This window comes from Janthinobacterium sp. MP5059B (genome assembly GCF_001758645.1).
In the GTDB taxonomy this organism is placed as follows: Bacteria; Pseudomonadota; Gammaproteobacteria; order Burkholderiales; family Burkholderiaceae_D; genus Janthinobacterium; species Janthinobacterium lividum.
The window spans coordinates 216,314-236,638 of the sequence record NZ_LRHX01000023.1 but is presented as its reverse complement, the minus strand read 5'-3'; the positions used below and the strand labels follow the sequence as shown (position 1 = coordinate 236,638).

Below are 20,325 nucleotides of genomic sequence, written 5' to 3'. Positions count from 1 at the left end.
CAGCGCCGTTACTTTGGCCGTGCCCGTCAGGGTGGCGCCCGTCGTGGCGTCGTAGACTTTATTCGCCGCGGCCACGCCAGTGATGACCACGCTGGCCTTGCCGATGTCGGCCGTGACCTTGCCCGGTTGCACGAGCTCATAGTTGCCCGCGTCCGCGCCTTGCAAGACAAAGCCGTCGACGGTGACGGTTTTGCCTGTTCCGGCGTTCTTGTCGGCAAAGCGGGCATTGCCGCCCGTCACGCCGAGCTGGTCGTCGCCCAGCGCCGTTACTTTGGCCGTGCCCGTCAGGGTGGCGCCCGTCGTGGCGTCGTAGACTTTATTCGCCGCGGCCACGCCAGTGACGGTGACGCTGGCCTTGCCGATGTCGGCCGTGACGTTGTTCGGTTGCACCAGCACATAGTTGGCCGCATCCGCGCCTTGCAAGGCAAAGCCATCGAGGGTAACGGTCTTGGCGCTGCCGGCGTTCTTGTCGGCAAAAGATGCGCTGCCGCCGGCGACGCGCAGTTCGTCGTCGCCCAGCGCCAGCACGGTGGCCGTGCCCGTCAGGGCGGCGGCCGTGGTGGCGTCATACACTTTGGTTGCGGCAGCCACGCCAGCGACGGTGACGCTGGCCTTGCCGATGTCGGCCGTGATGTTGCTCGACTGCACCAGTACATAGTTGGACGCATCCGCACCCTGCAGGCTGTAGCCATCAACGATGACGGTCTTGCCCTGGCCTGCGTTCTTGTCGGCAAAGCGGGCCACGCCGCCGGCCACGCTCAACTGGTCGCCACCCAGCGCTTGTACGCTGGCTTCGCCCGTCAAGGTGGCGCCGGTGGTGGCGTCATAGACTTTATTCGCCGCGCCCACGCCAGTGATCACCACGCTGGCCTTGCCGATGTCGGCCGTGACGTTGTTCGGCTGTACCAGCACATAGTTGGCCGCATCCGCGCCCTGCAGGATGTAGCCATCAACGATGACAGTCTTGCCCATGCCGGCGTTCTTGTCGGCAAAACGGGCGGTGCCTCCGGATACGCTGAGCTGGTCATCGCCCAGTGCCTGCACGCCGGCCGTGCCCGTCAGGGTGGCGCCGGTGGTGGCGTCATAGACTTTATTGGCCGCTCCCACGCCCTGCACATTCAGCGTGGCGCGGTTGACGGTGGCGCTGTGCTTGCCGCCCTCCAAGGTGTAGTTGCTGGCCTGCCCCGTGCTGCCGTCCGCCAGCGCCAGCGTGCCGTTTGCCATGGCCTTTTTTCCACCCGCGTTTTTGTTGTCGAGGATACCGCTACCCGACAGCAGCAGGTTCTCGCCTTGCACCAGGCCGTTCAGTGTCAGCAGACCGGCCGCCATGCTGGCGCTGCCGTCATAGGTGCGCGTGCCGTTCAGACTGATGACGGCCCGGTTGATCGTCAGGGCGCCCGCCTGCAGATCGATGTCATACCCTTGTTGGCCGGAATACAGGTAGGTGCCGACGGCGTTGTAGAGACCGGCATCGCGGATGGCGCCGTACAGGCTATTGTTTGAGGAAAAGATTTGCCCGGAACCGGCAGCGCCGGCGACCGAATAACGGGCATTGGACAGGCCGCCCGCATAACTTTTTCCATCGTAAGTCTTGCTGACAGCATCCGAGGTGACGGTCAGGGCGGTCAGGAAGCTGCGCAGCAGCGGCGCTGTCTGGCCTTCATAGATGCGCCAGATGGCATGGCTGCCGGCGGTGGACGCCATGTCCCAGCCGTCGAAGCTGGCTTGCGAACGCATCTGCGCAGCGCTCAGGCCGCGCACATTGCTCAGCGTGCCTTCGTTCTCGGCGATGCCGGCTGCCAGGGACTCGCCGCGCCAGAAACTGTCGCGTACCACGCCCGCGTTGTAGCCGACCAGGGCGCCCGTGCTGGCATTGCCGTGCACGTCGCCCGTCGCGTAGCTGTTGCTGACGCTATCGGTCGAGCGGGAATTGTAACCGAGCAAGCCGCCCACATCGCGGTCACCGCTCACCGCGCCGCTGGCGTAACTGTCGGCGATCGTACCGCTCTTGTTGTAGCCGACCAGGCCGCCCGCATTGTCTTCGGTGGCCGTGACATTGCCGTTGGCATAGCTGCCGCGCACGGTGGCGACAGCACCATCATAGCCGCGATTATCCCCTACCAGGCCGCCGATATTGCGCAAGCCGCTGGCATTGCCGCTGGCATAGCTATCGATGATGCTGCCGCTATTCTGCCCGGCCAAGCCCCCCACTTTGCCACTGCTGCCGCTGACGGTGCCGCTGGCATGGCTGGCGCTGATGGTGCCGTCGAAATTCTCGCCCACCAGGCCACCGACACTGCTTTCCCCGTTGACGGTCGTCGTTGCGTAGCTATTGCTGACCAGACCTGCATTCGAACCGACCAGGCTGCCGACGGCGAAGGCGCCGTTGACGCTGCCACCGAGCAGGCCGATATTGCTGATGAGCGAAGTCCTGTCTGTATAGCCGATCAGGCCCGCATAGTCGTCGCTGGGGCGGTTGATATACAGGCCGCTGACGGTATGGCCCTGGCCATCCAGGCTTCCTGTGAACGCGTTGTGGCGCGTGCCGACGGGAACGAAGCCGGCGCCGCCCCAGACATCCTTGCCGTTCGCCGTGCCGCTGGCGTCGATGTTGCTACCCAGCACATACGCGGCGCCTGGCGCCATGGCCATCAATTGCAGTTGGTGGGCATTCTGGATGGTGGTCGAGTACTCGGATGCCAGCATCGGATATGTGGCGCCGGCCGCGCCACCGGCATTGTTCAGACCGCCGTCCACGTTGACCAGCACCCAGTTGTTGCCCGTTGCGCCAGGCGTGGTGGTGAAGTTAAAGCCCGTGAAACTGCTGGCCGTGCGCATTTGCGCATCCGTCAGGCCGGTGCCGCCATCCGAACTGGCCTGGCCAGTGCCGCTGATGGACCAGAAACTGTTGCTGACCTTGTTGGAATAGGCATTACTGCCAATCAGGCCGCCGACGCCGCTGCCGCCATCGGTGAGGACCAGGCTGCCTGTGGCGAAGCTGGTGCCGACACTGCCCCAGTTGATGCCAATCAGGCCGCCGATATAAGTCTGGCCCGCCACGCTTCCCGTGGCATAGCTGTTGCTGATGCTGCCGCTATTGTTGCCGACCAAGCCACCTGTCTGAGCCTGACTCCTGACGGTGCCGGTGGCGTGGCTATTGTCGATGCTGCCATTGTTGCGCGCCACCAGACCGCCGCTGACGGAGTAGCTATCGACGTCGAGCGCAGCATAGCTGTTGCGGATGGTGCCCGCGTTTGTGCCGACCAGGCCGCCGGCTACATACGTGGCCCAGATACTGCCGCCATTCAAGCCCACATTCTGAATCAGGGCATTCTTGGTGGTGATGGAAAACAGGCCGCTGCCCTGGTTGCGCGAGGCTCTCATACTGAGTTGATTGATCGAGTGGCCGAGCCCATCGAACACGCCGCTAAAACCTGTGTCGCCGCCGAGTGGCGCGAAGCCAACGCTCCAGCCGGCCTGCCAGCCGGCTGCGGCGGAGGCGTCGATGTTTGCGCCCAGCACATAATTCCCATCCAGCTTGCCATTAATGCCTTGCAAGTCGGTGCCAGTGACGCTGCCGGCTGCTCCCAGGGCGGTAATCACCGTGTAGCCGGTGCGCACGCCGTCCGCGCCCAGTTTGGTGCTGAAGTTTTGCCCGGCGGGCAAACTCACCTGCGCGCCGCTGCCCAGTTGATACACGGCCGTGTTGCCGGCGGCAGCAGCGCCCTGGCCGTATTCCAGCGCCAGGCTGGCCGTGCCGGAACCGTTCAGGTTGGCATTGATATTGATGTTGCGCTGGGCATTCAGGGTCAGCTGGTTGGCCGACCAGCTGACCTGGTCGTTGACATGCACGTCGCCCGCCGTGCCACGGCTGCCTTGCGTGCTCTGGATGACCACATTGCCGTTGCGCAGATTGTTCGTCAGGGCGGCGCCGCTGATGTCGCCGCCGCTGGCGGCGATGGTGAAGTCGACGGGGTCGATCAGCCAGGTGCCGGCACGGCCCGCCGGTGCTGCCGTGCTGATGCGGGTGTCGTTGCCGATCTTCACGTGGGCGGCACTCGTTTCGATGAAGCCGCCATTGCCGCCAGCGGCGGCGCTGGCGTCCAGGGTGCCGGCCACATGGGTGGTGCCTGCGCTCATGCCGCCGAGCAGGATGATGCTGCCGTCGCGCTGTTCCACGCCGCGCGCTTCGATGACGCCCGTGTTGTTGACGACGCTGGCCAGCAGCGAATCGCGGGCACCTGCGCTCATCAGCACCTGGCCGCCATCAGCGCGGATCAGGCCGCCGTTCTCGGCCAGGTTGTTCAGGGTGCTTTGGTCGATCTGCAACTGCAGCAGGCGCGCACCGTCAAAGCTCAGGGTGGCGGCGCTGCCGGCGCCCAGGGCGATCGTGCCGAGGCGGGCCGCAATGCTGCCGTGGTTGCTCACTTGCCGGCCCAGCAGGGCGACATAGCCGCCGTCGGCCGCGCGCAGCGTGCCTTCATTGACGACCCGGCCAGTACCATTGCCGCTAAATGCATGCTTAGCGCCGCCCAGGCTGGCGTTGTCGACGTCGAGCGTCGAGGCCACCAGGCCGCCCACGTTGACTTGCGCGCCGCGGCCGAACAGCACGCCGTTCGGATTGATCAGGTACACCTGGCCATTCGCGTTGACCCTGCCGAGAATTTGCGTGCCATTGCTGTCGAAGATGCGGTTGACGGCCAGCGCGCCGGCCGAGGGCTGGACGAAGTTGACGGTTTCATTCGCGCCCACGTTAAAACTGTTCCAGTTCAGCGCTGCCTGCTGGCTCGATTGCTTGATCGTGGTGCTGTTGCCCTGCTGGCTGATGCTGGCCGTGCCTGCCACGACTTGCCCGCCCGTGGGCGCGGCCTGCGCCGGCCCTCCCAGCGCCAGCGCCGTCATGGCGGCCGCTGCCGCGGCCAATTTGCGGCGGCTGCCCTTGCCGCGTCCGCGCGAGGTTTCCGCGACGGCGACCCAGGCGTTCAAGACGTGGCTCCAGACGAGGCGGTAGATGTGATTCAACGATCCGTGACGGTGCATGCGATGTCCTTGTTGAGATGAATGGGGAAACGCCCGCGCATCAGCGGGCATGGCCGGGCTGGCGCGAACGGGAAAGGGGGAAAGAACGGGTCAGGAACGCGGCGCGAACAAGGAGTGGCCGGTGCGGTGGCTGGCGAGTTGGTTGCGATACATGTTTTCCCTGTGCTGTGCGTGGACGGCGTCCGTTAGCGGCTGTATTTGTTGCTTTTTTAGATACGATTGTTATAAAAAGCTACAAAAATTTCTGAGCGGAAAGATATCAGAACGGGGAAATTTAAAATTGAGCAAACCTGAGCGATTCCCGACTGATTTTGTCGGGAATGCGGGAGAGAGTCAGACGGGCAGGCGCAAAACGAAACTGATGGTGCCGTCGTTGCCGGCGCTGGCCAGCGTGACCTGGCCGCCGTGCAATGTGGCGATGCGTTGCACCAGATACAGGCCCAGCCCGGCGCCGGGCTTGTGCTGGGCGATGCGGCCACGGAAATATTTCTGGAAAAGGCGCGGGATTTCATCGGCAGGCAGCGGCTCGCCGTCATTGCTGACGGCAATCTGCACGTGGCCGTCCTCGAGCGTACCGGCCTGTACGCGGATCGCCAGGGCTTGCGGCGCGTGCCGGTCGGCATTGCTGAGCAGGTTGCGCAGGGCCACGCGCAGCAGGCTGGCATCCACCACGGCGCTGGCGGGCAGCGCCTGCACGCTGGCCTCGATGCGGCCCGGCGGCCACTCGGCCAGCACGGCCGTCAGCAGGGCGGGCAAGTCGCACGGCAGGGGCCGGAAGGTTGCCGCGCTCGTTTCCATGCGGTCGGCGCTCAGGTATTCATCCACCAGCGCCGTCATGCGGCCGCTGGCTTCGCGCAAGTTCTGGCAGCGCTGCAAGGTTTTTTCCCGTGGCGCGTCCGCGTTGCGGGCAATTTGCTGGGCCGTGGTATTGATGATGGCCAATGGCGTGTGGAATTCATGCGACACCATGGCAACGAAATCCTGTTGTTCTTCGCGGGTGCGGGTTTCCACTTCCAGCGCGGCGCGCAATTCGCCCTCGAGCACGGCGCGCCGGCCGATTTCCTGCCGCAGCGCCACGGTGCGCAGCGCCACCTGCTCTTCCAGGCGTTCATTCAGGGCGCGCACGGCGCTGACCGCCTCGGCTTGCGCCCGGTCCTTGGCGCGGCGCAATTCGGCGTAGCGGCGGTTGAGGCGCAGGCTCATCAGCATCATGTGCACGAAGGCGCCCAGGGTGGCCGCATGGTTGGTCCAGAAGTTCGGTGGCACGATGGCCATATTGCGCAGGAAACTGATCACTACCCCCGCGTAAAAGATGCCGAAGATAAACAGGAAGGCATGCGCCGGTCGATGCCCGCGCAGCGCCAGCCAGCTGGCCAGGGCGATGAACAGCACGATCAATGGCAAGGCCGTCATTTGCACGACGAGCACGCCAGCGGCATAGTCGCCATGCAGCACCAGCAGCGCACCGCACAGCGCGGCAGCGGCCGTCAAGCCCACCACGACGCGGCTGAAGCGGGGAGACAGGGCGGGTAGTTCCAGTTGCAAGGTGGAAAAACGCGCACCGACGGCGATGGACATCGCCATCGACACGCCCAGCATGGGATCGGAAAGCCAGTTCGGCATGTTGAAGATTTGCTGGGGAATGGCGATCGTCAAGGCTTCCGTCGTGGCATTCGTCAGCACGTACAGCAGATACCAGCCGCTGTGGGCTTCGCGCGTCATGCGCCAGAAAAAGATATGGAACAGGATCAAGAGCAAATAAGTGCCGAACTGCAAGCCGTAATACAGGTATTCGCGGCGCGAGGCGTTGTCGAAGGCATCGCTGGGCAGCAAGGTCAGCTCCGTCGACATGGCCTTTTTGCTGTGCAGGCGCACCAGCCAGCGCTGTGGCGTATCGGCTTGCAGGCGCAGCGGGAACACCACCTGGCGCGCATCGATGGGCCAGTTGCTGCGCGCCACGTCGGCGCCCGCCTCCTGCAAGATCCAGTGGCCCGCCGCATCCCAGCGGTATAGCCGCACATCGTCGAGCACTGCGTTGCTGAAACGCAGGACCCATTCATCGGGGGCGGCCGCCGCGCGTGCCACGTCCAGGCGCAGCCAGACGGCGTCCTGCGTGTAGCCGGCGCTGACGGCGCCGGGCAAGGTGCGCCAGCCGGGCGCCGCCAGTGCCGCATCGGGGCCCAGCCTGCCCGTGGCATCGCGCAGCATCTGCAGGTGGCCGCTGGCGGACACGGGCTGCCCGCTGGCCGGCAGCAGCAGCGGCGCAGGCACGGGCGCTGCTGCTGCAGTGTGGGGGAACAGGGTGGCGAACAACAGGCAAATGGCGAGCAGGATTTTCATGGCGAGGCAGCTTACCACGGCCATCGGGGCAGTCAGAAAGACAACTTCCCGGCCCCACGGCGATCGGTTATCCTTGCGCCATGTTGAACCTCATCCTGCTTGAAGACGAAGCCGTGCTGCGCCACGAGCTGACCGAGTTTCTCGGCGATTGCGGTTACCGCGTCAGCGCCGTGGCCGACCTGGCCGCCTTCCATGCCTGCTACACGCCGGCCCTGCACCGCATTGCCATCATCGACCTCGGCTTGCCCGATGGCGAAGGCATGCTGCTGGTGCGCGCCTTGCGCGAGCAGGGGCAGCCCATCGGCATCGTCGTGTTTACGGCGCGCGGGGCGACGCAGGACAAGGTCAACGGACTGGGCGGTGGTGCCGATTACTACCTGCCCAAGAGCGCCGACCTGGACGAACTGGCCGCCACCCTGGGCGCGCTGGCACGGCGCCTCGGCGCGCCCCTGCCCGCCGCCGTGCCGCCGCCCGCCACGGCGTGGGTGCTGGAACTGGGACCGCGCCGCCTCTTGCCGCCCGGCTGTGGCGCCATTGCGCTGTCGCAACAGGACGTTACCGTGCTGCACGTGTTGATGGCCGAGCCGGAACGCATCGTCAGCCGCCAGCAGATCGTGCAATCGCTGGGCGAGGATTTTCTCAGCTACGACCAGCGCCGCCTGGATACCCAGATCAGCCGCTTGCGCCGCAAGGCGGAACAGGCGACGGGCCTGGCCTTGCCCATCAATACCGCCCGCAATGCCGGCTACCGCTTCTATGCGGACGCCGAAGTGCGCCCCTGAGTTTCCCGCCTGCCGCCGCGAAAGCGCTGTGGATAAGCCTGTCGATAAGTGTGCTCGCAACTTGTTGGCAAGCTGTGTGTAGCTGGTGCACAAGTTTGCCTTGCCACATCTTTACGCGTTTTTCATGCTGCTGCGGCACCGCGCGGGCCAGGTGACGGTGGCGCCTGCCTTACTCCCCCTGCCTGCCAGCCATGGCCAGCCCTCGTCACCCCTGTGTATAAACCTGTGGGCAAGTGCGGCATAAGCGGTGGAAAAGCACCGTATAAATCTGTGGGCAAGCGGTGGGCAAGCAGTGGATAAATATCATCGATGAATCACACGGTGATGCGCGTCTCGAATTTGCTGCGGAAGGTGGAAAAATAACTCTTCACGTTGCGCACATTCGCGTGCGCGGCGAACAGGCGGTGCGCCAGCGCGTGATAGGCGGGCATGTCGGCCACCTGCACCATCAGCACGAAATCGGGCCCGGGCGAGACGCGGTAGCATTGCAACACGGCGGGCTCGTCCGCTACGAGTTGTTCGAATTCCGCCATGCGTTCCGCCGCCTGCACGTCGAGCGTGATTTCCACGATGGCCGTCAGGCGCGCGCCCACCAGCTGCGGCGCGACGATGGCCACTTGCCGCTCGATGACGCCGCTTTCCCGCAAATGCTTGACCCGCCGCAAACAGGTGGGCGCCGAAACGTGCACCGCTTGCGCCAGCTCGCTGTTGGTTTGCGATGCATCAATTTGCAGGGCGTTCAGGATGCGACGATCGATCTCGTCGAGGGTAATGTTGCTATCGTTCATGATTGTGATGAATTGGAAAATAAATCGATTCTAAATGAAATAATATTTCATCGCAAAATAAGTGTGAAATATTCAGTCAAAAATACACGGATTTAGAAAGCATATTTCTTTCACTCTGCATTAGCATGCGTGCATTGATTAAATTTTAGACAGAGGTTTCCATGTGCGGCATCGTCGGCGCGGTAGCGCAACGTAATATCACTCCCATCCTGGTCGAAGGCTTGAAGCGTCTGGAATACCGCGGCTACGATTCCTGCGGCATCGCCCTGCATGCGGATGGCCGTCTGCAGCGTTCGCGCTCCACCTCGCGCGTGGCCGAGCTGGAAAAGCAGATCGCCGAAGAAGGCTTGAGCGGTTTTACGGGCATCGCCCACACGCGCTGGGCCACGCATGGCGCCCCTGTCTCCTTCAATGCCCACCCGCACTTTTCCCCAACGGAAGAGAATGCCCGCGTGGCGCTGGTGCATAACGGCATCATCGAAAACCACGACGAACTGCGCGCCGAACTGACGGCCCTCGGTTACGTCTTCCAGAGCCAGACGGATACGGAAGTGATCGCCCATCTGGTTGAGCACATGTACAACGGCGATTTATTTGAAACCGTGCAACAGGCCGTGAAACGCCTCGACGGTGCGTATGCGATCGCCGTCTTCTGCCGCGACGAACCGCACCGCGTGGTCGCCGCGCGCCAGGGCTCGCCCCTGATCGTCGGCCTGGGCAATGGTGAAAACTTTGTCGCGTCGGACGCCATGGCGCTGGCCGGCACGACCGATCAGATCATCTACCTGGAAGAAGGCGACGTGGTCGACCTGCAACTGTCGCGCTGCTGGATCGTCGACGTCGATGGCAAGCCCGTCGAGCGCGAAGTGAAAACCGTGCATGCGCACACGGGCGCGGCAGAGCTGGGCCCGTACCGCCATTACATGCAGAAGGAAATTTTTGAACAGCCGCGCGCCATCGGCGACACGCTCGAAGGCGTGACGGGCATCATGCCGGAACTGTTCGGCGACGACGCCTATAAAATCTTCAAGCAGATCGATCGCGTGCTGATCCTCGCCTGCGGCACCAGTTCGTATGCGGGCATGACGGCCAAATACTGGATCGAGTCGATCGCCAAGGTGCCCGTCAGCGTGGAAGTGGCCAGCGAATACCGCTACCGCGACAGCGTGCCGCACCCGAACACGCTGGTGGTGACGATTTCGCAAAGCGGCGAAACGGCCGACACCCTGGCCGCCCTGAAACATGCGCGCAGCCTGGGCATGCAGCACACCTTGACCATCTGCAACGTGGCCACCAGCGCCATGGTGCGCGAATGCGCCCTGGCCTACATCACGCGCGCCGGCGTGGAAGTGGGCGTGGCCTCCACCAAAGCGTTTACCACGCAGCTGGCCGGCCTGTTCCTGCTGACCCTGTGCCTGGCGCAAGTCAATGGCCACTTGAGCGAAGAACAGGAAGCGGCGCACCTGAAAGCCATGCGCCACCTGCCCGTCGCCATCGCTTCCGTGCTGGCGCTGGAACCGCAGATCATCGCCTGGTCCGAAGAGTTCGCCCGCAAGGAAAACGCCCTCTTCCTTGGCCGCGGCATGCATTACCCGATCGCCCTGGAAGGCGCGTTAAAGCTGAAGGAAATCTCGTATATCCACGCCGAAGCGTATCCGGCCGGCGAACTGAAGCATGGCCCGCTGGCCCTGGTGACAAATGAAATGCCCGTCGTCACCATCGCGCCGAACGACGCCCTGATCGAAAAGCTGAAGTCGAACATGCAGGAAGTGCGCGCCCGCGGCGGCCAGCTGTACGTCTTCGCCGACGTCGATTCGCGCATCAGCTCCGGCGAGGGCTTGCACGTGATCCGCCTGCCCGAGCACTACGGCGATTTGTCGCCGATCCTGCACGTGGTCGCGCTGCAATTGCTCGCGTATCACACGGCACTGGCGCGTGGCACGGATGTGGACAAGCCACGCAATCTGGCCAAATCGGTGACGGTGGAGTAAGCGGGCCGGATGTTGCCCTTCTCCGATGTCGCCAAACAATACGGTCTAACATCAGACAATACGGTTCGACATGACCTAAAGCAGTTTGACATTGATTTTTATGTCAATATCGGCCTTTTGATGAAAATAATAAAGTCTGAAACAAGATGGCAGGTGTGATGTTTGGTCGTTTCAACGCCCCCGACCTGTGGGGGCGTACATGCGGCGCCCCAGGCAAGGCGCCGCACCAACGCACTCAGGGCGAAGGGCGCAGTGTCGGTGACGTTCATTTCGCTGCTCGGTACCCTGAAAAGGGAGATAAATGTCTTCTTGTGATTGGGCTTAGCCTAGAGCAAATGGTAGCTAGATACCCTTCCAGTGCATAAAACGATGGGAATTCCACGACTGTACCGTTGAGGTTCCCAGGAATGGGGCCCACACTGCCACCCAGCGTGGAAATCACCAGGCGATGTGTGGCCTGGATGGTAACCTCGGCGTTTTCGCTGATGCGCCGCCATGTCGGGAACGTCACCGCTTCGGTGTATACCTTGTCGTAGGATGCCAAGCGCGATGGGCAGGTCGAAGATTTCGGCGTATTGTATTGATACGAAGAATAGCTTTATAAATCAACGTAGTTTCGTAGCTAACCTTTATCTACCTGACAGAAACGGTGTCCGGCTTCAAAAGCCATTGGGTGTCAGCTTGGCGTGCGAATCAGTGTTCAGGTTGATGATGAGGCTACTCGGAAATTTCTACCCTCATCATAGGTTAGGACACCGTCAACTTCGAGGCGTTTAACCCATCGCAGCGCTTGTTCAGGCATGACGTCTAACATTTCAGCTACCTCTCGGCGCCTTGCAGACGGAATTTCCTCTTGATGTTCTTGGTTTCCTTAATTATTAATTACTCCGGTTGGGTAGCTTAGTTCCGGTGGATCTTGGCGTAGCGATGGCCGCAGGTAATCACACGGCCGTCAGTAACGCTTTGCACGACATAGACGCCCATCTGGTTGCTGTGGCGCTTCACAAAATCAATCCCCATGTTTTGTTCAACGAGCTTCCGGCCGCGGCGATCGAGGTACTTCACGACACCGCCCCGGTGGTCGTATTCGCGGCTGCCGTACCTCAGCACCAGATCGACAATTACGGATGGGATACCCCGCTGCTGTTGCCGAACTTTCCCGTGATTTTTGCTATTCATCCCTATTCCTGATCTCAGTTGGTGGTATCCAACACTCCGCGAAAAGCGTGCCAAGATAAATTTCTTAATGAAATCAGATGGTTATATTTCTCAACCGCCGATGAAAGTTCGAATTCACGCATAAATATACTGAAAACGAGCAAAATTATTCTTATAAAAAAATGCAGCGAATATTTGCTCGAAAGTTGGCTATATAATGCTCATCAAATAAGTAGTCAGATACTAAGTGATTGATTTTTTTGGTGGGAGACTCCTGGCACGCCGATTGCATATAGACGCTCACTCATCCACCTGAACGAAAGCGATTCTTGGTTATGTTGACTCAACGTATTGCACGCTTGGCTGAACGCCTAGACCTCCCTCTACCCCGCATTGCCGGGCAAACGCGGTTGGGGCTTTCCGACACCCTGCGAGTGCACGGCGCAATTCCCCTGACCTGCTCGACCAAAGTGCCGGAACTTATCAAGAAAATCGACCCGGCGCTGAACTTCACGGTTGCCGTGGAGTTGCTCAATCAGTGCGATGTCTGGACCTGGTTCCAGACCAAAGGCACCGACGGCAAATTCAAGGCGACGGCTTTTCGCGAGCCCGCCAGCCTCGGGCTGGTACAAGCCAGTGAGGGCAAGTTGCCGCCGAATGATTTTTGCGTGGTGCTGGCAACCAACCAAATCGCGTTTGCCTGCAGCCCCGCGCACGACGGCCTGAGCCTGCGCGTGTTCAGCGCCTTTCGCCTGAAAACGCCGCCGGTCGCGCGCCTGCTGGTGACCAGCTTCGCTGAAGGCAATCTGCATGGCTTTGACGCGGTGGGCTTCTGCCAGATGGTGGCGGCGCAGACCCGCTTGCGCGCATGCATCGATCCGCGCGAAGCTGTGCGCGAATCGGACAAGGACCGCAACTTCATCAGCAATGTGCGCCGCTACCTGGAAGCGCTGCGTAACTACACAGAGTCTTCGGCGCCGCGCGCACGCTACGCACTGGCCGACCGCGCGCCAGTGCGTCTGCGTAACCTGGATACGGACGAGTGGCCACGCGCCTTCACCCGCGCGGGCACTCGGATTGAGATCCCGACCAGCAACGGCAAGAGACACACGCTGTCCTTCGACGATATTTCAGATGACGGCGAGGTGCTATCGACCGACTTCATTGACGACAGCGAAGAGTTGCTGGCAGAAGGCGAACTGCGCGTCAAGCCCGGTGATGACGCCTTCAAGCGCATGCGCGAAGCGCTCGACGCCATGGCGATGGGCAAGGATGAAGCCTATGGCCGTCTGCTGGAGGCGCTCACGCGCCCTGACGGGCTGCAGGAAATACCTCGGCCGGACCTGCCGTCCGGCGACCCGCAGACGCAGCGTCAACTGCAGGCCAGGGAGCTGGCACTGAACACGCCCGATATCGCCCTCATCCAAGGGCCGCCGGGCACCGGCAAGACCACCGTCATTTGCGGCATTATCGAGGAGCTGGTAAAGGCCGGTAAGCGCATCCTGCTGGTGGCGCCGACCCATGTTGCGCTGGACAATGTGCTGGAAGGCGTGGGTGACCGTCCCGGTGTTACCGCGATCCGCCTGGGTTCGGTAGAAAATGTCGAGGTGCCAGCCCAGCGCTTCCTGCTGCAGAACCGCAGCCGCGACCTGGTCCGCCGACTATCGCAGAAGCTCCGCAGCGCCGCCGGCGATGAGTTGGCGCAGGATCCCGTGGCCCGGGTGCAGCGCGAATGGGCCGAGCGCATCAAGGACGACGATGAAATCGGCGTTATGCTGCTGCTCAACGCCAATCTGCTGTGTGCCACGCCGATCGGCATCGCCATGGCGCGCGAGTTTCGCGAGGTGGAAGCGGTGTTCGACGTAATGATTATGGACGAAGCTAGCAAGGCGACCCTCACCGATTTCCTCGTCCCGGCGGCCCGCGCGCGCAAATGGATACTGGTGGGCGACCATCGCCAGCTGCCGCCGTATGTCGACCTGGGCGAACTGGAAGCGGTGGCGTCGGAACGCGCGAAACGGGCCGATCTGGCCGCGCCGAATCCTGTATGGATACGCGAAGTGAGCAGCCGGCTGCGACGGCATTTCGACGAGCGCATGCACCCCGATCCGGTGCGCAGGGAACGCGCCTGGCGCGCTTTGGTGGAGGAGCTGTGCCAACCCTTTGAGATCGGCGAGGCGGAGCGCGAGGAACTGGTGCTGCTGGGCTCCGATCCGGAAAAATGGCGCAATGAACTGAAGCGTACCGAGGTATCCCGCGCCGGCCACAGCAAGTTGAACGCCACGCTGCGTCTGGGTGCCGAGATGCTAGAACTGCAGAAGCTGGCACTGCCGAGTGTGTTTGAGCACCTTACCAAGTTGCCCGCCAGCCGGGTGGTCAAGCTCAATTACCAGCACCGAATGGCACCACAATTGGCCGAGTTTTCGTCCGAGCTGGTCTATGATGGCGACTACCCGCCGGCGGACACAACCGATCAGCTGGGCCTGGACATTCCCGGTCTGCAGACGCCATCGATCTGGCTCGACACCGCGTATCAGCCGGCCAAGCGGCGCTATGAATACCCGCGCGACACCAACTGGACAGGCGGCAACTACACCAATCCGCTCGAAATCGATGTTGCTATCGAACTGGTCGACACCTGCGCCTCTTGGGCAGTCCAGAGCTGGCGCGGCGACCTGCGCAAACGCGGGCGCGGTCCCGACGCGACGTTCGAGATCGGCGTAGTCTGCTTTTATCTGGAACAGGCACGCAGTCTTCGCCAGGCCATTTTCCGCCGCCTTCGCAGCGGCAGCGACCCGTGGCGCCGGCAATGGGATAGCCCGGCGGCAAACAATGCTCCCATCGATATTCACATCAGCATTGTCGACCGCTTCCAAGGGCGCGAGAAGGATTTGGTGATCCTGTGCACGACGCGCAGCAACCCAAACGGCAACCGCGGCCACGTCGACAATCTCAACCGCCTGAACGTGGCGGTCACGCGCGCGCGCCACAAACGCATCGTGATCGGAGACTCGACCACGCTGGCCGGCCAGGAGGGCGGCCGCCGGCGCGATCCCGGGGACCTGCTGGTTCGCCTATACGAGGGCAGCGAGCAGAAGAAGAAATGGGGTCGTGCATTGGGAGGCCAATAATGAGCGCACTGGACTTTCACGCGATTGAGGCGTCGCTGCACCACGCTGGTGTCCCCGGCGTGCCCACCGCAATCTTGGCGCGGGAGGTGCCGCTGTACGAAGTCGAATTTGCGGCACTGGAATGCGCGGAAGAGCGCAAGCTCCGCTCGGCTGACTGGGCAACCCTAGCGCTGGCGCGTGCGCTGGGGCGGATTTCGCCGGCGCTGGTCGATGAATACCTGGGTTTGGGTGACACGGTCTCGGAAGCCGCCGTCCACCGTTTGCTGGGCGACCAGCTGTTGCAGCACTTCCAAGCCGAGCCGGCGCAGGCCGACGAGAGCATGCTGCCCTTCCTCAGGCATTTTTTGATGTCCATGCCGCTCGCCGGCGACGCGCCGACGCAGGTAGCACCGGCGCCGACGCAGGCGCGCAAACTGCATACCTCGCAGGCATCGGACTCGCCGCTGTGCCAGTTGAGCGACCTGGGCAACACAGCACTGGAACGCGGCGCCTTTCCGCAACGGCGGGAGCGCCCGGCACGGCTCGTGTTCCTGGCTGAGCCGCTGCTGTTCATCAAGGTCGAAGATGAAAAACAGCAACGCAATACGCAGTATCAGCGCCGGCTGCCGCTGCCGCCGGAAGAAGTGCCGCCGTCACTACGTGCCTTGGACAGCACATTGTCCTTGCCGGCAGACGAGCGCATGACAGCCTGCGGCATTGGCGCCAGCGTGAGCGGCCTAAGGGGCCAGTTGGTGCGCATCGTGCCGGGTTCGCAGTGGGAAGTTCGGAAAGTCAGCCGCCCCGGCAACGAGAAACAACAACAGAAGACCGCGGCGCTGGTGCTGGCGGCATTTCACTCCACGTCCGGCGGACTGGTTTGGCGCACCTTCCTGCGGCACGGCACGCAGACGCGAGCCTGTCAGCAGATTGATGCCGCCGGGTTGATCAACGCTCAGGCGCAATATTCGGCCGGACTGCTGGCTGCCGTCAGCAGCGCCCTGGCGCTCCCAGCAGCCACCCGGCTGCGGGGCGACGGCGCGTACGAGCTGCCATGCGGTGGTGAACACATAGCCAACCTAATCAGTGGAAGCGACCGGCCGTGCGATGTCCTGCTGCCGGTGCAGCTCGACCAATGGCAGGCAGTCCTGCGCATTCACGCAGTTCCTGCCGATGGTGAGGCGGCGCGCCAGGCCTTTTACGCTTTCCTTCTGCGAAGTGACGCTGCGTTGCGGCGCAACTTCGACAGCACTTGCGTGGAAGTTGCGGCCCTCCTTACCGACTATTGGGAATGCAACCACGAGCTGCCGTCGGCCGACGAAGCCGCGATGAACGCATGGTCTCAGATTGAACTGCGTGCTGCGCTCTGCATGCGCCGCCTGCAGCGTGATCTGGTCTTTCCTTATGCAGCCAAAGAAGAACAAACATGACTGAAGACATCAAACAAGCGTCACAACCGGCCGCCGCCCCCATTATCGAGCTGGGCCAGCAGCGCGTAAAAGGTGTGCTGTTTATGCCCGCCAAATCGCCGGAACCGGCAGTCGGCTACTACGCGCAGGACACGGGACGTCTCGACATCGTGCATGTTTCCACCGACGACCTCAGCCAGTCCGCGCACATTCGCAATCGGCTGATCGCGCATATCCGGGCGGCCAGCGAGAAGGTGCTGTTCTGCAGCTTTCTGTTTGCCGACGAGGACATCGTACAGGCGCTGTGCGAAGCGGCGGAGCGCCTGCATGGAGGAGTCTACATCCTCACGGCGCTAGAAAAGCACCTGCGCGCCGAAGTGCTCGAGCTGGACGACGAGATTGACGCGCAGACCGCAAAACTGCAGGAACGCGCCAAACGTCACGAAGAGCACCTGCGGCGGCTGTCGCATGCCGGCGCTTGGCTGCGCAGCGCCGAAGACTGCCACGCTAAGTTCTGCGTTGTCGATGACACCTGCGCCATCGTCACCTCCGCGAATTCAACCAAGGAAGCCTACGAGATCAATCCCGAAGACGGCCTGGCCATCCACCAGCCAGTGACCGCGCGCGAGTTCGGTCGCCTTTTCGCCTACATCTGGCAGCAGCTGACCACCCTTGAATCGCTACCCGGCGCCAGCCTGGATGTGCACTCGCTGCCGGTTCCGCCCATCGTGCCGTGGCGCACGCTGACCAGCGCCGGCGAGAGCCGCTGTGTGACTACCCTGCGCCAACACGAAACCTCGCTACTGGATGCCGCCGTCGAAGTAATCGACCGCGCCCGCAGCCACCTAGCGATTGCCACCTACAGTTTCATGGGGATGGAATATCATCCAGTGGGCGTAGCGTTGCAACGCGCGTTGGCGCGTGGCGTTCGTATCGACCTGCTGGTGCAGCCACGGAACCACATCGAAGCGCAGCGTGCCTGCTTGGCCTGGCTGCTCGAGCTCGCGCCGAATCAGGTGCACATCCATGGCCATCGCCGCACGCATACCAAGTCCATCGTCGCGGATGGGCAGACCGTGCTGTTGTGGACCGGCAACCTGGACGCTAAGCATGGTTGGCATGACGGCATCGAGGTTGGAGTGGTGGTGGAAGACAGCGGCGTGGCGACGGCGGTCGGCCGCTGGACCCGCAACGTCATGCAACGCCGCACGCATGTGGCAGTGAGCGCACCGTCGGTACGTCAGCTGGCTGACGCGGGGTTCCCGACGGCCTTATCCGGCGACTGGGAGCTGCGGCTTCCCCCGAAGACGGCTATCGGACCGCTGATCGCCTCACTGACGCACCACCCCGTTGAACTGATGGAAGCGCCTGGCCAGCAGATGCTACGCAGCGCCGACGGGCAGGTGATGCACATTAAGGTGGATACTGCCAATCGCCACATCGACGTGCTGCGCCTGCAGCACGCCAACGGCAATGGCATCGCCCGTAGCAAGGGCTGGCTGGCGGACAGCATGCTGAAGATACGCGTGTCCCATCCACCCGCGCAGCAACAGGTACGCAAAAGCAAAGGACAACGATCATGAACCCTGAAAAAATCAGCGTATCGTGGGTATCGTTCAATAACGATCCCTACCGCCGTGAAAGGGACGGCTACTATAGCTATCAAAACAACGAGCGCGAAGCCGGTCCAACACTGGAGTTCCTGCTGAATCTGGGCTCTCCTGTGGCCGGCCAGATTAAGAAACACTATTTGCTGGTGCGCCGCCGGCGCACGCCCGAGGCTGGCGGACGGGACTTCCAACCATCTGAGGTGGACGTGGCCAAGGAACTGATGCGAGAGATAGGCCAGCAGAAAGGCCCCGAAGTGGAGCTGGTCTACTGGGACACGGACGTCGCACCGACTAACCATCAGGAATTGTTCCGCTTTACCGCGCCGGCGCTTGCGAAGATTAGACGCACCCATCCAAAGGCGCAGATCATCGTCAATCTCAGCCCTGGCACGCCGGCGGCGCAGACGGTGATGCTGGTCGCGTTGCAGGCTCGGATCTTGGGCGACAATGTCCGCGCCTATCAGGGCATTCCAAGGGATAAGAGGCAAACTGGGGAGGTCCTGCAGGAAGTTCACTGGAACCTGCTTGCCGAACTAGCAAGGAGCGGCGAAGATGATACTGCCTGTGAAGAATGGAGCATCGCTAATGCTCAATCGGAAAGCCTGCGAAAGGTCGCCGGGCTGGTGCAACGCTACGGTAAAGTGCCGTTTCCAGTATTGATTATCGGCAGCCGCGGATCCGGCAAGACCCATATCGCCGAAAGCCTGCGCCAGAACTATCTTGAGTGGAAGATGAAGCCCGTAAAGGAGTGGCACTACCAGATGAACTGTGCCGAGTTCCGTGGCGATCCGACGATACTGCGCAGCAGCCTGTTCGGCTATGCCAAGGGTTCCCACAGCACCGCCAGCAAGGACAGCAACGGCTTGCTGCAGCTGGCCCAAGGTGACTGCGTGTTTCTGGACGAGATCCACTGGATGGACCCACAGGCGCAGGGCGCCCTGCTGCTCGCGCTGCAACGCAACGGCAGCTTCCGCAAGATAGGCGGTGAGGAAATCATCAAGTCTAACTTCCGGCTTATTGCCGCCACCAATAAGTCGCGCGGCGCGCTGCGGGAGGTCCTAGCGCCGGATTTCCTCGACCGTATCTCGGAACTGGTCATCGAGTTGCCAGACTTGCGCGATTGTCGCGAGGATCTGGAAAACATATGGAAATCCGTGGTACGCCGCGCCTGTGAACAACTGGTGGAGCGCGATCCGGAGCTGGTGGTCAAGAGCGACAGCAGCGCCCCACTTATCAGGGACTACATCGAACAGTTCCGTCCGCACCAGCACTATATCGCTCGAGCGCTCCGGTCCATGCGGCTGGAGGGCAATTTCCGGGATCTGGAACGGCTGGCCAGACGCCTACTGGTGGGTGGTTTGCAGGAAGGGCGTCTGCTGTCGATTAGCCGCGAACTGGTCAATTCAGAATTGGAAATTCTAAGAAAGGAAGAGCTGGCCGAGGATGAACAAAGCGCTCGATCGCCCGTGTCACTGCAGGATGAGCTACCCACCATCTCTCGTTGTACAAGCTACCTGGGCGAAATGCGAGACAAAGGCAGGGTGCTGGCAGGTCCGGACTTGGTTGCAGAATGGGAGCGGCGACTGCTAGTGGCAGCCCAAAAAGCCACTAGCAGCGGCACGAAGGCTGCAGAGCTTCTGGGCATGAATCCCCGGACTTTTAATGCCAAGATGAAGGAGATCCAGCAAGACTGATTGTGGTGCCATACCGAGGATATGGAAATCTCACAGCTGGATGGTCCGGTGTTTTTGGTCATCCCCCTGTGTCAGCATAGATGTCGCGTCACTTGAATCACTTTAATCCATCCGGGGGCGGAAAAAAGACATGCAGTGAATCAGTATCCAGCCGAACGCAAGGAGGCCATCCTTCGGCAAATGATGCCGCTACACAACAAGCCGGTATCGACCTCGCAATTTGGAATGTAATGAAGTTGTAGCTTTCTGCCAAACGGAAAAACGTGCGCCAGCGTGACGGACGCAGAATCCACGGCTACTAGGATCACGTCAGGCTATTCTCCGGCGGAACTGTAAAGGTCGAGGAACATGTCGCCGTTGAAATGGATGAGGTGAGTCTGGTCGGACGAAAAGTTCTTGTTAATCC

Annotated in this window: 10 protein-coding genes; 6 read left to right on the top strand and 4 right to left on the bottom strand. The window is 62.0% G+C overall.

From position 1 onward, the window contains the following. Both JAB1_RS28585 and JAB1_RS28580 read right to left on the bottom strand, forming a co-directional pair. A partial coding sequence (locus JAB1_RS28585) for a YDG domain-containing protein (RefSeq protein WP_175445131.1) occupies nucleotides 1-5,040 on the bottom strand: 5,040 nt, incomplete at its 3' end. A gap of 333 nt (nucleotides 5,041-5,373) precedes the next feature. Next, entirely contained in the window at nucleotides 5,374-7,380 is a 2,007-nt protein-coding gene (locus JAB1_RS28580; protein WP_175445130.1) for a sensor histidine kinase, read from the bottom strand. An 80-nt stretch (nucleotides 7,381-7,460) separates the two neighbouring features. On the opposite strand from JAB1_RS28580, the gene JAB1_RS28575 reads away from it, so the two are divergent. Next, entirely contained in the window at nucleotides 7,461-8,162 is a 702-nt protein-coding gene (locus JAB1_RS28575) for a response regulator transcription factor (protein ID WP_070283032.1), read from the top strand. 314 nt (nucleotides 8,163-8,476) lie between these two features. Here JAB1_RS28575 and JAB1_RS28570 read toward each other — a convergent pair whose 3' ends face one another. Continuing rightward, nucleotides 8,477-8,950: an Lrp/AsnC family transcriptional regulator gene (locus JAB1_RS28570; RefSeq protein ID WP_070283030.1), complete on the bottom strand. Its 474-nt coding sequence runs from the start codon at nucleotides 8,948-8,950 to the stop codon at nucleotides 8,477-8,479. 161 nt (nucleotides 8,951-9,111) lie between these two features. Here JAB1_RS28570 and glmS point away from each other — a divergent pair, with 161 nt between their 5' ends. Next, the gene (glmS, locus tag JAB1_RS28565; protein ID WP_034782627.1) at nucleotides 9,112-10,941 is read left to right on the top strand and encodes a glutamine--fructose-6-phosphate transaminase (isomerizing); all 1,830 of its coding nucleotides are present in this window, start codon (nucleotides 9,112-9,114) and stop codon (nucleotides 10,939-10,941) included. 900 nt (nucleotides 10,942-11,841) lie between these two features. Here the strand turns inward: glmS and JAB1_RS28560 are convergent. Then, the gene (locus tag JAB1_RS28560; protein ID WP_070283028.1) at nucleotides 11,842-12,120 is read right to left on the bottom strand and encodes a hypothetical protein; all 279 of its coding nucleotides are present in this window, start codon (nucleotides 12,118-12,120) and stop codon (nucleotides 11,842-11,844) included. Between the two features lie 314 nt (nucleotides 12,121-12,434). On the opposite strand from JAB1_RS28560, the gene JAB1_RS28555 reads away from it, so the two are divergent. Genes JAB1_RS28555 through JAB1_RS28540 form a run of 4 tightly spaced genes read left to right on the top strand, consistent with a single transcriptional unit; the run spans nucleotide 12,435 to nucleotide 19,919 of the window. After that, a complete protein-coding gene (locus JAB1_RS28555; protein WP_083300064.1) occupies nucleotides 12,435-15,230 on the top strand; it encodes an AAA domain-containing protein in 2,796 nt (931 codons plus the stop codon). After that, on the top strand, nucleotides 15,230-16,636 hold the full coding sequence (locus tag JAB1_RS28550) for a hypothetical protein (RefSeq protein ID WP_070283023.1): 1,407 nt from the start codon (nucleotides 15,230-15,232) through the stop codon (nucleotides 16,634-16,636). The genes JAB1_RS28555 and JAB1_RS28550 overlap by 1 nt, the downstream gene beginning before the upstream one ends. Continuing rightward, on the top strand, nucleotides 16,633-18,198 hold the full coding sequence (locus tag JAB1_RS28545; protein ID WP_070283021.1) for a phospholipase D-like domain-containing protein: 1,566 nt from the start codon (nucleotides 16,633-16,635) through the stop codon (nucleotides 18,196-18,198). The genes JAB1_RS28550 and JAB1_RS28545 overlap by 4 nt, the downstream gene beginning before the upstream one ends. Then, nucleotides 18,195-19,919, top strand: a complete 1,725-nt coding sequence (locus JAB1_RS28540; RefSeq protein ID WP_070283019.1) for a sigma 54-interacting transcriptional regulator — start codon at nucleotides 18,195-18,197, stop codon at nucleotides 19,917-19,919. Before JAB1_RS28545 ends, JAB1_RS28540 begins: the two co-directional genes overlap by 4 nt. Nucleotides 19,920-20,325: the final 406 nt, after the last annotated feature.